Raw genomic sequence first — 14,640 nt, 5'->3', positions numbered from 1 at the left:
CAGTCCAAAGGGAATTATCTCCTGTCTTAGGTCCTCCCGTTCAGGAAATTCCGGGTTTTGGATGTGTATGGTTTCCTGAAAAACTGCTATTTTCCCTGAGGATTACAGAGGACGAGCAGCCTCCAGTGGTAGGTTTTTTGCTGAAGGAGCCGCTTATAGAAGGAAGGTAATGCTTCCGGAGTGAAGAGCGTGCCGCTAAACATGGACCAGGCTGTCGACAAAAGGGCGTAGTGTACCCGAATGGCCTTTTGTAAAGGAAGGGCTGCAGGTTTTCCCGGGAAGGATCTCATCGAAGTCCGCGCTTTGCTATAATTTTGACTGAAAAAGGCTTGCGGATTGGGGGCGTGAGGTCGCATGAGGCGAAAGGACCGGGAGGTCACGGATCTCGGGGCCATTGGACGCATTATCGGGGACTGCAAGGTCCTTCGGTTGGGGATGGTCGATGGAAGGCGGCCCTATGTCGTTCCGATGAATTTCGGTTTCGACCTTCGGGACGGCGTTTTGGAACTCTACTGTCACAGCGCCCTGGAGGGGCGCAAAATCGAGATCCTGCGGAGGAATCCCGAGGTGTGCTTCGAGATGGACTGCGGGCACAAGCTCGTCGAGGCCAAGGCCGCCTGCAGTTATGGCTTTGCCTACTCGAGCGTCATCGGTGAGGGGACGGTCGGCTTTATCGAGGACCCCGAGGAGAAACTGCGGGCGCTGCTGAAGATCATGGAGCACCAGACGGGGCGATCGGATTTTTCCATCCCCGACGCGGCTCTGCGCGGCGTTCTGGCCTTCAGGGTCTCCGCCGGTTCCTTCACGGCCAAGCAGCGGCTCCTTCCTCCGGGGCCCTGAGGCTGGGGCGAAATGCCGCAGGGCAATGTGTATGCCCTTCTGGGGCTGTTCTCCTTCGGACTTGCGCTTCTGGTCGCTCGTCTGGTGGTGAAGATTCAAAGAGGCGAGTTTCCCGGCGGGGATTTATGGGTCCTGTACCTCAGGATGCTGTTGGGCTTTTTGTTCGCGGCCGCCATCGTTTACGGCTACCGCTCTTTTTTTCAGTAGCGAGAAACGGGTACGAGTCAGACGGGAGCGAAAATGAGACGAACGATCCTGATAACGGCGGTGTTGGGACTTCTCCTGGGAACGGCCCTTTCCTCCATGGGGGCCGAGCTCCCGCGTGCGGAGCTCGACGAGTCCGAACGTCACTTCACTCGGGCATACGATTATTTTCTGGAGCGGGATTACTGGAATACGCTGGATTACCTGGATCGGGCCCTCAAGGCGAATACCTATCTGGTCGATTACTACCTTCTCAAGGGGCTGACCGCGGCCCGCACGGGGGACTTCGAGGCAGCCCGTAAGGCCCTGTCCGGCTATCTCGAGGTCCGGGCCATGGACCGCACCGCGCCGCGGATCCTCAACTGGTTCCTGGCACAGGAGCGTCTGCTCCGGGCGGTCCTGAGCCCGCTTCCCATTGCTTCACGATGGCAGTTCTCCCGGCCGGACCTTCAGGAGGAATGGGGGGGCGGCATCCTGCGCCCCTTCAACGTGAAGGGGCTGGGCAAGGTGGATGCGCTGGACGCCGCTCTTTGCCTTTGCGATACGCTGGGCGGCAAGGTCTACCTGTCCGAGGAAGGAAACGGGTTCCGGTCCGTCTCCGCTCAGGCCCCGGCCGCCGCCCTTCCCGTTGGGGACGGGACGTTCTTCGTCTTTGGCGTCGATGGGGAGGTCCATTCCTTCTCCGCTGTCTCCGGCCAGGACATCTCCATGGACCTGCGGGGGCGCGTGGACTCGCACGTCGCGGATGCCTGCTGGCTCTCGGAGGCGGAGTTCGCCGTGGCCGACCCCGTGGCGCGGTCCGTCGATTTCTACGACAGGGAGTCCCTGCGGCATCTGGCGTCCTGGTCCCCGCCGGAGGGGGATATGCTGTTCGAGCCCGTGGGGATAAGCCGGTACGCGAACTGGCTGGCCGTCGCCGACCGCGGCAACGGCAGGGTCTATCTGCTGGATGCCGTCGGCCGGCGGGAATTTTTTTTCGCCGAGGCGCCGATGCCGCGCGACGTCGCGTGGTCTCCCCTGGGGGAGCTCTTCGTCCTCTCCGAGAAGGGGGAGCTCTTCCGTGCCGGGCTCGATTTCGGGCGAAAGGAGGTCCGAAACCTCGACCTCCTGAAGGCGGACCTCCAGGACGCCTGGGCGCTTTTCCCGTCGTCCCGTGGCGACCTGTACTGTCTGGATGTCTCGGCCTCGCGGCTCTTCAAGGCGACGATGCTCCCCTCCCGGGATACGGAGCAGGGCTTTCTGGGGCTGTACCGCCCCGTTCTGGCCCTGGATAAGGACAAGGAGAGCTTTCTCGTGGATGCGACCCTGGGTGTCCCGTTCGTCTCCTACTTCAGGGATGCCTCGGCGGTTGCCCATTCCGTCTGGAACGAGAGGACCATCCGCTCCGCGATGCAATGGCTGCCGCGTGCCCCGCTCGATGCGCTGCTGCTGCATCGCACCCTGCCTCAGGGCTCCGTTCTGCCCCCAACCCTCAAGGAGGTTCGCGCCGAGAGCGGGCAGGACGTCCGTATCGCGCTCCCACCCCTCTGGTCCCTGCACAGGGGGACGCTGACCAATGTTATCGTGGATTCCTCGATCCTCTTTTCCCTGGACGAGCTGCTGACCCTGACCCGTTTCTGTTTGGAAAACGGCCTGCGGCTCGACGTCTGGGCCCGCGACATTCCCCCTCTGCCCCTGGTCCGGGCCAGCGCCTTCACGGGGGGAACGACGCTTTTCTCCATGGCTGCCCCCCCGAAGGTCTCCCCGCCCTGGAGCCGGGTTCGGATTCAGATTCCGCTGCCCAGGGAACTCTCCTCCTCGGGCTACCCCAGCCGTTCCATGCTGGCCGTCTACCTGGATATCGGCCTGGTCCAGATGAAGGCGTGGATTCCTCTCTGGCCCGACCTCCTCTTTCCCTAGGGCAGGGCGCAGGCACGTCAAACCGTTGCAGGAGGAGAAGCATGCATCATAAACTGAGGGAAAAGTACAGGGCCGGGGAGCCGGTCATCGGAACCTTCTTCAACCTGGGCGACCTGTCGGCCATGGAGTGCCTGGGCTACACGGGGCTCGACTACGTCATCATCGACTGCGAGCACGGCCCCTTCGACACGGAGACCATGATGGACCTGATCCGGGCGGCGGAGGGTGTCGGCCTGACTCCCGTCGTCCGGATCGCCGGCGTGGACCACAGGGAGATCCAGCGCGCAGCCGACTGCGGGGCGGAGGGCCTGATCGTCCCCTGCCTCAGGACCGTCGACGAATACCGGCGCCTGATCGACCTCGCCAAGTACGCGCCGACGGGGAACCGCGGTTTTATCAAGGGACGGGGCTGCGGATTCGGAAACAGGGCCTGGGCCTCCGGATCGCTGGAGGAGTTCATGGCCAACAGCAACGAAAAACTGATGGTGATCCCACAGTGCGAGACCGCCGAAAGCCTGGAGCACATCGAGGAGATCGCCGCTCTGGAGGGATTGGATGGGATCTTCGTAGGGCCGTTCGACCTCTCCATCAGCATGGGGATCCCCGCAAGGTTCGAGCATCCGGATTTTCTTGCGGCGCTCGAGAGGATTTACGCGGCGTGCCGCGCAGCGGACAAGCCGGTCTACGTCTATACGAACGATGCGGCGGAATCCAGGCGGCGCCTTGCGTCCGGCATTGCCGGAGTCGCCTGCAGCCTGAATTCCGTCGAACTTATCAAAGTCTACAGACAGCTGGTTCAGGACATCGGAGCCTGATCGGAATGCGGACGGGCCCGGAGCCGTGACGGAGCCCGGACCGGAGCTCCGGATCCTCGGCGAGGGGCGGGCGGTTCCCTGCCCCTCCTCACTCCCTCCAGCGCATCCTGCGGACGTTGTCGAACCAGGACGGAGGGTCCTCCTCCTTCGATGAGGAACTCGATGAGGACGTTCTCTCCTTCGTATTGGAGCCGGACGCCTCCTCCGTAACGTCGTAGAAGTCCTGGTCGGCATGATAGGAGGGCGATGAGGATCGCCCCTTCAGCCTGTCGTGGCAGTAGGATCCCGCCGCGCCGAACAGCGCGGTCAGCACGGCCCAGCCCAGAATCCTCAGGACGAAGGAGGGGAGCACGAACAGGATGAAAGAGGCCACGCTGAACAGGAGCCCCAGGACGCAGAGCAGCATGGGGGCGAAGACGAGAAGCAGAATCCCCCTTTCCCGAATGTCGGAGCCCTGCCACTCCGTCAGGATCCTGCCCAGCCCGCCGAGGAGGCGGGGGGGCCAGAGGCGGGTGAGGACTTGGGAGAAGAAAGTTCGGAACAACGCTAGGCCTCCTTTGTCGCTTGTCCGGGATGATCTTGGAACACGCTGAACTCTATGAAGCCTCCCCGATGAACCCCCTGAGCGAACCGCTCAACTGGTGAGGCAACTGGTTGATTTCTTCGGACTGCCCGCGCCCTCGGGCGCTTCCCTGCGTTCCGCGCGGCGTCCGAGGCGGGGCGTCCTTAGATTATAGCAGGGCAGGGCGGGAGGACCGTTCCATCCTTTTTCCGCGGAAATCGTTTTTGCGGTAAACTGACGAGGAATCGGCAGGGAGCTCATGATAGGATAAATACCGGAACATGGGGGCCCCTGTCCGGAAATCGAGGAGGGGGACGGTGTGTTTTTCCGGGGGGCGGCCCCTTCCGTGCCAGCCTTCCTTATTGAATCTTCTTACGTAAATTTTATTGAACCCTACAATCTCGATGTCGCCGACGATGTCCTGGCTCAGGACACCACGATGGGACAGAAGGCGGGAATGACGTGACGGATAAATGGAAGCTGACGCCCGGGAAACTGAGACGGCTGAAGGACCCCGGAAGCTGGAAGGTGAAGGGGACCGACGAGTGGGGCCCCGGCCGGAAAGGGGTGGGGCTCATCGGCCAGGAACGGGCGGTGGAGTCGATCTCCTTCGGCCTGATGGTCTCGGGGAGGGGATACAACATCTTCGTGACCGGCCAGCCGGGCAGCGGGCGCACCAGCTATGCGCTCGAACGTCTCAGGGAGCGGGCTGCCGAGCTCCCCGCTCCGGACGACTGGCTTTACCTTCACAACTTCGACGAGCCGGGGGAGCCCCTGGCGATGGCGGTGCCCGCCGGCCGGGGAAAGGAGCTCTGCACCGCCCTGGGCGGGTTGCTGAACGAGCTCAAGACCGTGATCGGCAAGGCCTTCGAGCAGAGCCAGTACGAGGACGCCAAGGCGCAGTACGTCAAGGAGTTTCAGGAGAAGGCGGGGGCGATCATGGACGAGCTCAAGTCCTGGGCCGCCGAGCGCCATTTCTCCCTCAAACGCACCCCCCAGGGGTTCGTCAACATCCCCCTGATCGAGGCGAAGGACGAGGAGGGCAAGCCCGTCGTCCGGGAGATCCAGCAGGAGGAGTTCGAGGCCCTGGACGAGAAGGAGCAGAAGCGCTATCAGGCGCTGTCCGAGGAGGTGTCTCAGAAGACGCTTCTGGGGCTTCGCCGCATCCGTGATATGGAGAAGGAGCTCAAGGAGCGGATCGGCGAGCTCGAGGCCGAGATATGCCGGACCGCGATAGCTCCCTGCATGGCGGACGTCCGTGAGCCGTACTCGGGCAACGAACCTCTGTCGAAATGGTTCGACCGGATGGCCGAGGACGTCATCGAGAACTTCGGGGCGTTCGTCACCGCGGTCCGGGACGAGTCGGCCGAGGTCGACTTCTCGCGGTATCTGGGCAACCTCTTCGTCTCGAACGACCCGAAGGACGGAGCTCCGGTGGTCTGGGAGACCAATCCCACCTACTACAACCTCGCGGGGAAGGTCGAGTACGAGAGCCGCCAGGGCTACCTCTACACCGACTTCCGCCGCATCGTGGCGGGCGCCTTTCATAAGGCCAACGGCGGGTTCCTGGTCCTCGATGCGGAGAAGGTGCTCATGAACTTCATGTCCTGGGAGGCGATCAAGCGCCTGCTCCGCACTCAGGAGGCGTCCATCGAGAACCTCGGGGAACAGTACGGGGCGATCCCCGTCTCCTCGCTGCGCCCCAGCCCGATTCGGATGGACCTCAAGATCGTGATGATCGGGATGCCCTACATCTACGAGCTGCTGCAGCATTACGACCCGGAGTTCCGGAAGCTCTTCAAGATCAAGGCGAGCTTCGACACGGACATGCCCCGGACGGCCGCGACGGAGCGCCGGATGGGGCTGTGCGTGAGGGACATCCTGCGGCGGGAGAACCTGAAGCCCTTCGACGCGGAGGCGCTGTCCGAGGTCATCGAGTGGGCCAGCCGGGACGCGGAGGACCAGAACCTCCTCTCGGCGGAGCTGGGAAGGCTCCGGGAGCTCCTGATGGAGTCCCATGCCTGGGCCGCCGGGTCGAACAAGCCGCGCGTGGGCCGGGAGCACGTCCGCAAGGCCATCGAGCACAAGCGTTACCGCTCGGGCATGTACCAGGAGAAGCTGACCCGCGCCTTCGAGAACGGGGTCATCCGGGTGGATACGGACGGAGCCGTGGTGGGGCAGGTCAACGGCCTCGCCGTCATAGACCTGACGGACTACCGCTTCGGGCACCCCTCGCGCATCACGGCCAACGTCTTCATGGGGCAGGAGGGGGTCGTCAACATCGAGCGGGAGGTGCGCATGACGGGGCCCATCCACAACAAGGGGCTGATGATCCTCTCGAGCTACCTGGGGAGGAAATACGCCCAGGATATGCCCCTGACGCTCTCCGCGCGGATCACGTTCGAGCAGAACTACGGGGGCATCGAGGGGGACAGCGCCTCCTCCACGGAGCTCTACTGCCTTCTCTCGGCCCTCTCGGGGCTTCCCCTGAACCAGGGGATCGCCGTCACGGGCTCCGTGGACCAGTTCGGCAACGTCCAGCCGATCGGGGGCGTCAACGAGAAGATCGAGGGCTTCTTCGACTATTGCAGGATCGCGGGGCTGACGGGGCGTCAGGGGGTGATGATCCCCAGGGCGAACGTTCGGCACCTCATGTTGGATCATGACGTGCTCCAGGCCGTGAAGGACGGTAAGTTTTCCGTCTGGGCGGTGGGGACGATCGACGAGGGCATCGAGCTGCTCACCGGGGTCCGGGCCGGGCGGGAGCACCGGGACGGCTCCTATGCGCCCGCATCCGTCCACGGCAGGGCCAAGGCGCGGCTCTCGAAGCTCCTCTCGGACAACGTCAGGCTGCGCAGGAAACTCGGCGGGGACGACGAGGAGAATGAGGGAGGGCGGAGGGGCCGCAGGCCGGAGGAGGAGAGCCCGGCCGGGAGACGCGGCCGGTGAGCCGCCTGAGGGTGGGGATGGACCGCTCCGCTCCGTCCGCGGACGGGGCCGGACCGCTGAGGCGCTGGATCCTTTCCGTCCTGGACCTTCTGGAGGGGGTCTGGCACAACGAGGCCGACCCGCCCGAACTGGGGCATGGGGAGCCGCTGGACGGGCTCGTCCTGACCGTGCTCTCGCAGAACACGAACGACCGCAACCGGGACATGGCGTTCGAGCGGCTCAAGGCGCGTTTCCCGAGCTGGGAGTCCGTCGCCGGGGCCGGAGCCGAGGCTCTGGAGGATGCGGTGCGCCCCGCCGGTCTGGCGCCCACGAAGGCGCGGCGCATCCTGAAGATCCTGGAGATCGTGCGCGGGGATTTCGGCGCCTACTCCATCGCGGAGCTCGCGAAGCGGGGGCGGGACGAGGCCAGGCGCTACCTGACCGCGCTGCCGGGCGTGGGGGAAAAGACGGCGGCGTGCGTCCTAATGTTCGACATGGATCTCCCCGCGTTCCCCGTCGATACCCACGTCAGCCGGGTCTGCCGCCGCGTCGGGTTCGTGTCCGAAAAGGCGTCCCCGGACGATATCTGCGCGCTGATGGAGCGGGAGGTCCCCCCCGGGCGCTACCTTGGGGGGCACGTCAACATCATCGAACACGGCCGGGCGGTCTGCTCGGCGCGGAAGCCGCTCTGCGGGGCCTGCCCGCTCACGGCGCTCTGCAACACGGGGCGGGAGCGGGTGGCGGAGGCGATGGCGGCGGAGATGCATAAGGGGCGGCCCGGGCGGGGCCGTGCCCGGAAGGGAGGGGCTGGGGATGACGGAGGAGGCCGAGAAGAAGACTGAGGGCCTGCGGGCCCGATTCGGGCGCGCGTGCCGGACGTTCGGGGAATGGGCCTGGTGGTTCGTGATCGGCACCTTTATGGAGAAGCGGGTGGCCGCGATCCGCAAGGAGGCCTGGGACATGAACGACAACGTCATGCTGCTGCTCTTCGGGGACTACCTGGGGCTGCCGAACCCCATCTCCTACTACACGCTGGAGCTGCTTCCCTACCTGGCGGAGGAGATGCTTCCCTGGCAAAGGCGTATAATGAATCGTCAATCGGTCGTCGCCGAGAAGGCGGCGCAGTATGATTTTACGTAGCCTGCACGGGGCGGAGGAGGGTGCATGAGCGAATCGTCTTTTGAGGAACGCGGTGCGGGCCTGCCGGGTCCGGGCTGCAGGCCCTTCACCTTTTTCGGGGGAAAGGGGGGGACGGGCAAGACCACCTGTGCGGCGGCCTACGCCTGCCACCTGTCCTCCCGCGGATGCCGCACGCTCCTCGTCTCGACGGACCCCGCCCACTCCACGTCCGACGTCCTGGACGTGCAGCTGGGGGCGGACATCACCCCTGTGGCGGAGAACCTCTGGGGGCTGGAGGTCGATCCCGCGCTCGAGGCCAGGCGGTACATCTCCGAGATACAGGAGAGGATGCTCTCCATCGTCAGCCCGGCGATCGTGGACGAGATCAAGAAACAGATGGAGATCGCCTACACCTCCCCCGGCGCGGAGGAGGCCGCCATCTTCGACAAGTTCGTGGAGCTGATGGACGAGCGCGGCAGGGCGTACGACGCGATCGTCTTCGACACCGCTCCCACGGGACATACCCTTCGCCTGCTCTCGCTGCCGGAGATTCTGGGCGGGTGGATCGAGAACCTCATCGCCAAACGCCGGAAGGCGATGGAGATGTTCGGGATGGCGGGGCGGTTCGACAAGGAGATGCGGAGGAGGGCGGAGGAGGACCCCGTCGTCGATGCCCTTGTGCGACGGCGCGACCGTTTCGAGCGAAGCCGGCGCTATCTGACGGACCCCGGGTCCTCGGCGTTCTACTTCGTGCTCAATGCGGAGAAAATGCCGATTCTGGAGACGGCGCGCGCCGTGGAGATGCTGATGAAGTTCGGGATCGGCGTGGGGGGCGTCGTGGTCAACCGGGTGATTCCGGAGGACGCGGGCGAGTTCTTCCGTGAACGGCTGGCGGCGCAGAAGGGGTATCTGGAGGATATCGGGGAGCGTTTCGGCCGCCTGCGCCGCATCGTGCGTCTGCCGCTCCTCAGGACGGACGTTCAGGGCATGGACCAGATTAAAAAAATAGCGGAATGGATAGGGGAAATCGACGCATGATTCTGGGGACGGTGCAGTACCCCTCCCGTTACGGAGGCCTGGGTATCGGAGTGAAAAAGGGACTGGAGTATCTGGCGGCGCAGGGAAGGCTGGACGCCCTTCCTCTGGGGCGCCGGGAGCTCGATGGGGAGAATCTCTTCCTGGACGTCGTGGAGACGGCCACGGAGCCTCACGCTGCGAGGCGCTTCGAGGCCCATCGGCGCTACATCGACATTCACATCACCCTTCAGGGGGAGGAATGGTACGGCTATGCCCCCGTGGAGGACCTCAAGGCGGTGGAGCCCTATTCGGCCGAGCGCGACATACAGTTTTTCACCGGCGAGGGCGTCTATTTTCAGGTCCCCGCAGGGCAGTTCGTCCTGTTTTTCCCCGAGGACGCCCACAAGCCCTGCGTCTGTTTCAAGGAGCCGGGGAACGTCAGGAAGCTGATCCTGAAGGTCCTGCTGTGAAGGCCCTGATTTGAGGCCCTCGACTTGAGGGGCCGCACGTCGTCGGGCGCCGATGAGGTCTTCATGAACGCCGCCCTCGGCGAGGCGCGGGACGCCCTTCGGAGGGGGGACGTCCCGGTGGGCGCCGTCGTCGTCCGCGGCGGGGATGTGCTGGGGAGGGGGTCCAACCGGAAGAGCTGCGACCCGACCGCCCACGCCGAAATCCTGGCCATCCGCTCGGCCGCGGAGCGGTTGGGACATTGGAACCTCAGGGACTGCGACCTCTACGTGACGTTGGAGCCCTGTCCGATGTGCGCCGGGGCGTGCGTGAACGCGCGCATCGGGGCCCTTGTCTTCGGGGCTCGGGATCCCAGGGCCGGCGCCGCGGGATCCCTTTTCGACATTCCGCGGGACACGCGCCTGAACCATCGCTGCCGGGTGCGGCAGGGGGTTCTGGTAGAGGCGTGCCTTTCGCTGCTGCGCGAGTACTTTTCGACAAGGCGCCGCGGGCGGGAATACGAGCCTTGAGGGGCAGACGGAGAAAACTATCGATGCCGGGGGGACCTGCCCACCTCCACTTCGTCTTGGGCGGCGGGCCTTTTCGGCGGTTCGGAGAGGAATATATCGTTGTTGTCGATCTGTACGGATTCCAACCTGAAACTTTACGAGATTGGGGAGACCACCCGGGATCTGGCTCGCCGTCTCCAATGTTCCGAGCTGGCGGCGATGGTCCTGGAGATGCGTTCCTGGGACGGCAGTGCGGATCCGGATGGGGTCAGAAAGTGGATGAACCCGTGTTTCGAGGAGCTGCTGGATGCCCTGGACCTCGGGGCGGCGAGCTCGAGGGCGGCGGAGCTCTGGCGCTCCAGGAGCTCCTTCGGCAACATCCTCGTCTATGGGGACTACGACACGGACGGCATTTCCGCCACGGTGCTGGCCATGGAGATCTTCCGGCACAAGGCCTCGGGGGTCCGATACTTCATCCCCCGCCGCGACGTCCACGGCTACGGACTGCATCCGCCCGTCCTGGAGCAGGTGGTCCGGGGGGGATGCAATACCCTGGTCGTCGTGGACTGCGGGACGAACGACTCCGAGCTGCTCGCCGGACTGAAGGAGCGTGGGGTCGAGGTCTTCGTCTTCGACCATCATACGGTGGCGGAGCGCCCGGCCTTTCCGACGATCGTGAACCCCTGTGCGGACGGCGGGGAGAACGCCCGGAAGCTCTGCGCCACGGCCGTGCTGTGGAGCTGGGCCTGGAAGGAGAACATCCTTTCCCGGTCATGGCTTCAGTATGCCCTGGACCTGGTGGCCCTGGCCACGGTCTCCGACTGCATGCCCCTGAACCCTCTGAACCGCTCCCTGGTTCAGAGGGGGCTGCGCCTCATGAGGACCAACCCGAGGCGGGGACTGGGCGCCCTTTTCGAGAAGCTGGGCATCGTCCGGCGCCTTTTGTCCGAGGAACAGCTCTCGATGCGCGTGATCCCCTGCCTGAACGCCCCCGGCCGCATCGCCTGCGCCGACATCTCCGTGAGGGCCCTCCTGGGCGTGGGGAGCGACGATGCGGTCTACGAATGCGTGAACGACCTCGTCAGGGCCAACCGGAGACGGCAGATGATATCGGAGCAGATCGCCGGGAAAATCCGCCTCTCGGACGGTGAGGACCGGCATGTGATGTTTGACGATTCCTGGCCGGTTGGGGTGCTCAGCGGCGTCGCCAGCCGCATCTGCGCTCAGCGGCGCACGCCGGTGGCCCTGGCTGCGCCCGTCGGCGACAAGATCCGGGGGACCCTGCGCGTCCCGGTTGGGGGAAACGCCGTGGACGTCCTGAGCGAGATATCCGATCTCCTGGACGCCTGGGGAGGGCACCGCTACGCGGCCGGCTTCTCGGTGCTCACTCAGAACTGGAACGAGGTCGAGGAGGAACTGGAGAGGCTCCTGTCCGGGATGGGGATACGGGAGGAGCCCGTCGCCGCGATCAACATCTCGCCGGCGGAGATCTCCCTGAACGACTGGAGGGCGGTGAAGGAGCTCGGCCCGTTTGGGAACGACAACCCCTGCCCGCGCTTCTACAGGGCCAGCAGCCCGAGCGACCGGATAGAGCCCCTGGGGAAGGACGGCAGGCACAGCGCGGTGAGGGTCGACAACGTCCGGCTTCTGGCCTTCAACGCCGCGGCCGACCTTCAGGAGACCTCGGGGGTGACGGGCTGGATCTATCATCCGCGCATCGACTATTGGCGCAACGAGGAACAGGTTCAGTTCGTCCTGGACTACGCGGTTGTGAATTGAAGGAAGCGCTGATTCAAGCCAAAGCGCTGAATTCATCCATCCATGAAGTCTCCCCGTGGATTTTTCAGGGGAGGCGTCTGCGAACGGCAGAGTCCGGGGAGGGACCGGAGCCTGAGGAAAGGGGGAGGGCCTCGTGACGGATGAACGCTTGAGATCGGCGCCTGCGGAGCGGTTGGACGCGGGCACGGGGGCGTCCCCTGCCTCCGATGGCGCCTTGCGCGCCGACAACGAGGCGATGAAGGCCATCCTGAGCAGCGTCCCGGAGCTCTCCGGCAGCGACGAGCAGCGGGAGATGGCGCAGCTGCGCGATTCCTTTCTGGAGCAGCTCCCGGAACAGTGCCGGGTGGAGAGCGTGCGGGCGGCCTGGCGCGAGCTCTGGGCCAAGGCCCTGACCTTTCTCTCCTCCTCTCAGATGCACCGCTTGGGCAAGGCCTTCGTCTTCGCCGCCAGGGCCCACGCCGACCAGAAGCGCGTGGCGGGGGATCCCTACGTCATCCATACCCTGAGCACGGCGTCGATCCTCGCGGACATGCAGCTGGACCTGGCCACCCTGACGGCGGCCCTGCTGCACGACGTCCTGGAGGACACGCCGACGTCCCCCGAGGAGCTGAGCGCCGCGTTCGGCGAGGACGTCCTGACGCTGGTCGGCGGCGTGACGAAGCTGGGCAAGCTGCCCTTCATGTCGGTGGAGGGGTACCAGGCGGAGAACCTGCGGAAGATGTTCATCGTGATGGCCCGGGACATCCGGGTCGTCCTGATCAAGCTCGCGGACAGGCTGCACAACATGAGGACCCTGGGCGCGCTCCGGCGCGACAAGCAGGAGCGCATCGCGAAGGAGACGCTCGAGATCTTCGCCCCTCTCGCGCATCGCCTGGGGATCTACCAGATCAAGAGGGATCTCGAGGACCTGTCCTTCCGTTACCTTCAGCCGGAGGTCTACAGCGAGATCCGGCGGAAGACCAAGAAAAAACTGCCCCAGATGGAGGAGATCATCCGGAAGGGGATCGAGACGCTGGAGTCCCGCCTCGCGAAGGAGGGGATTCCCTGCAAGATCAAGGGCCGGGCCAAGCATTATTACAGCATCTACGAGAAGATGCAGCGCAAGAAGCTCTCCATGGACGAGCTGTACGACATCCTGGCCATCCGCGTCCTGGTGGAGGACGTGTCCACCTGCTATGCCGTGTTGGGCATCGTCCACTCCCTGTGGGTTCCGATCCCGGGGCAGTTCGACGACTACATCGCCACCCCGAAGAGCAACATGTACCAGTCGCTGCACACCACGGTCATGGCCTTCGGCGCCCCCATGGAGGTACAGATCCGGACTCAGGAGATGAACCGGCTTGCGGAGTACGGGATCGCCGCTCACTGGCTCTACAAGTCCAAGGGCGGCTCCGCGGACAGCCTGGACGCCAGGCTGATGTGGGTGCGCCAGGCATTGGAGGGCGGCCCGGGCGAGGGGCACGACCCCGAGGAATTTCTGGAGCTGCTGAAGAGCGACGTCCTGACCTCGGAGGTCTACGTCTTCACCCCGCAGGGCAAGCCCCTGGTCCTCCCCAACGGGGCCACGACGATCGACTTTGCCTACGCCGTCCATACGGAGGTGGGCAACCGCTGCGTGGGGGCGATGATCAACAGCCGCATCGTGCCCCTGAGCACGCAGCTGCACAGCGGCGATATCGTGAAGATCATCACCTCGCCGCAGGGCTTCCCCTCCAGGGACTGGATGAAGTTCGCCCGGAGCAGCAAGACCAGGAGCAAGATCCGGAACTACTTTCGCCAGGCCGAGAAGACGGACCGGGAGGAGAAGCTGGCGCGGGGCTGGGAGGCCCTCGAACGCGAGCTCCGCAAGCGGGGGATCGCGGCGGATAAGACGGACAATCAGGACGATCTGACCCCCGCCCTCAACAAGGTGGCCCGCGACCTCGGGATGGCGGGCAGGGAGGACCTCCTGGTCTCCATCGGGGCGGGGACGTCCGGCCCCAGTACGGTCGCGCAGAAGCTCGCGCTGGCGTACCTCCAGCAGCGCCATCCCACGGACGACATCGCGGCTCTCGTCAAGGAGCACACGGACGCCCATAAGTCCGACTCGGACATCGTGGTCGACGGGGCGGGCGGGGTCTGGGTGGTCCTGGCCAACTGCTGCGACCCGGTCCCGGGCGACGCCATCGTGGGCTACTCGACGCGGACGCGCGGGATCACGGTGCATCGTCTGGACTGCCCCAATATCCTGAACGCCCAGATGGGGCGCGTCGTGCAGGTCTCCTGGGGGCGTCCGTCCGGAAAGCTCTATACCGCCCGGCTGAGGGCGGAGGCCCTGGACCGGTCCGACCTGATCCGCGACGCGGCTCAGGCGATCGGGCTGGAGGGGGGCAGCATCCACGGGATCAAGGCTACGACGGTGGGCAACAGCCTGATGCGGATGAAGATCGAGCTGAAGGTGAAGGACGTGGAGCACCTGTACTCGATCGTAGCGAAATTGAACGGCATCAAGGGGATGCTGGAGGTCGTAAGGGGGTAGGCC

13 protein-coding genes are annotated in these 14,640 nt (G+C 64.9%); 12 read left to right on the top strand and 1 reads right to left on the bottom strand.

Features of this window, described 5'->3' with window-relative positions:
- Positions 1-354: 354 nt before the first annotated feature.
- Genes Q0176_RS01495 through Q0176_RS01480 form a run of 4 tightly spaced genes read left to right on the top strand, consistent with a single transcriptional unit; the run spans position 355 to position 3,758 of the window.
- Positions 355-840: a pyridoxamine 5'-phosphate oxidase family protein gene (locus Q0176_RS01495; protein ID WP_299298405.1), complete on the top strand. Its 486-nt coding sequence runs from the start codon at positions 355-357 to the stop codon at positions 838-840.
- A 12-nt stretch (positions 841-852) separates the two neighbouring features.
- Complete coding sequence (locus tag Q0176_RS01490; RefSeq protein WP_299298402.1) at positions 853-1,047, top strand: flagellar biosynthesis protein FliR; 195 nt, start codon at positions 853-855, stop codon at positions 1,045-1,047.
- 33 nt (positions 1,048-1,080) lie between these two features.
- Positions 1,081-2,943: a hypothetical protein gene (locus tag Q0176_RS01485; protein WP_299298399.1), complete on the top strand. Its 1,863-nt coding sequence runs from the start codon at positions 1,081-1,083 to the stop codon at positions 2,941-2,943.
- A gap of 41 nt (positions 2,944-2,984) precedes the next feature.
- The gene (locus tag Q0176_RS01480) at positions 2,985-3,758 is read left to right on the top strand and encodes an aldolase/citrate lyase family protein (RefSeq protein WP_299298396.1); all 774 of its coding nucleotides are present in this window, start codon (positions 2,985-2,987) and stop codon (positions 3,756-3,758) included.
- 88 nt (positions 3,759-3,846) lie between these two features.
- On the opposite strand, the gene Q0176_RS01475 is transcribed toward Q0176_RS01480, so the two are convergent.
- On the bottom strand, positions 3,847-4,302 hold the full coding sequence (locus tag Q0176_RS01475) for a hypothetical protein (RefSeq protein ID WP_299298393.1): 456 nt from the start codon (positions 4,300-4,302) through the stop codon (positions 3,847-3,849).
- A gap of 480 nt (positions 4,303-4,782) precedes the next feature.
- Between Q0176_RS01475 and Q0176_RS01470 the strand changes: the two genes are divergently transcribed.
- From Q0176_RS01470 to Q0176_RS01435, 8 genes are all read left to right on the top strand, one after another.
- Positions 4,783-7,269 (top strand): Lon protease family protein, encoded by a 2,487-nt coding sequence (locus tag Q0176_RS01470; protein ID WP_299298390.1) that lies wholly within the window; start codon positions 4,783-4,785, stop codon positions 7,267-7,269.
- Entirely contained in the window at positions 7,266-8,090 is an 825-nt protein-coding gene (gene nth, locus Q0176_RS01465; RefSeq protein WP_299298387.1) for an endonuclease III, read from the top strand. The genes Q0176_RS01470 and nth overlap by 4 nt, the downstream gene beginning before the upstream one ends.
- Positions 8,062-8,388, top strand: a complete 327-nt coding sequence (locus tag Q0176_RS01460; RefSeq protein ID WP_299298384.1) for a hypothetical protein — start codon at positions 8,062-8,064, stop codon at positions 8,386-8,388. Before nth ends, Q0176_RS01460 begins: the two co-directional genes overlap by 29 nt.
- A gap of 24 nt (positions 8,389-8,412) precedes the next feature.
- Entirely contained in the window at positions 8,413-9,405 is a 993-nt protein-coding gene (locus Q0176_RS01455) for an ArsA family ATPase (RefSeq protein WP_299298382.1), read from the top strand.
- The gene (locus Q0176_RS01450) at positions 9,402-9,854 is read left to right on the top strand and encodes a YhcH/YjgK/YiaL family protein (protein WP_299298380.1); all 453 of its coding nucleotides are present in this window, start codon (positions 9,402-9,404) and stop codon (positions 9,852-9,854) included. Before Q0176_RS01455 ends, Q0176_RS01450 begins: the two co-directional genes overlap by 4 nt.
- Before the next feature lie 24 nt (positions 9,855-9,878).
- The gene (gene tadA / locus Q0176_RS01445; protein WP_299298376.1) at positions 9,879-10,361 is read left to right on the top strand and encodes a tRNA adenosine(34) deaminase TadA; all 483 of its coding nucleotides are present in this window, start codon (positions 9,879-9,881) and stop codon (positions 10,359-10,361) included.
- A gap of 99 nt (positions 10,362-10,460) precedes the next feature.
- On the top strand, positions 10,461-12,119 hold the full coding sequence (locus Q0176_RS01440; RefSeq protein ID WP_299298373.1) for a DHH family phosphoesterase: 1,659 nt from the start codon (positions 10,461-10,463) through the stop codon (positions 12,117-12,119).
- A 133-nt stretch (positions 12,120-12,252) separates the two neighbouring features.
- Positions 12,253-14,637: a bifunctional (p)ppGpp synthetase/guanosine-3',5'-bis(diphosphate) 3'-pyrophosphohydrolase gene (locus Q0176_RS01435; RefSeq protein WP_299298370.1), complete on the top strand. Its 2,385-nt coding sequence runs from the start codon at positions 12,253-12,255 to the stop codon at positions 14,635-14,637.
- Positions 14,638-14,640: the final 3 nt, after the last annotated feature.

The organism is uncultured Fretibacterium sp., from assembly GCF_938040765.1.
GTDB lineage: Bacteria > Synergistota > Synergistia > Synergistales > Aminobacteriaceae > CAJPSE01.
Note: the sequence above shows the minus strand (reverse complement) of the source record. Positions and strands in the feature narration are given on the sequence as shown.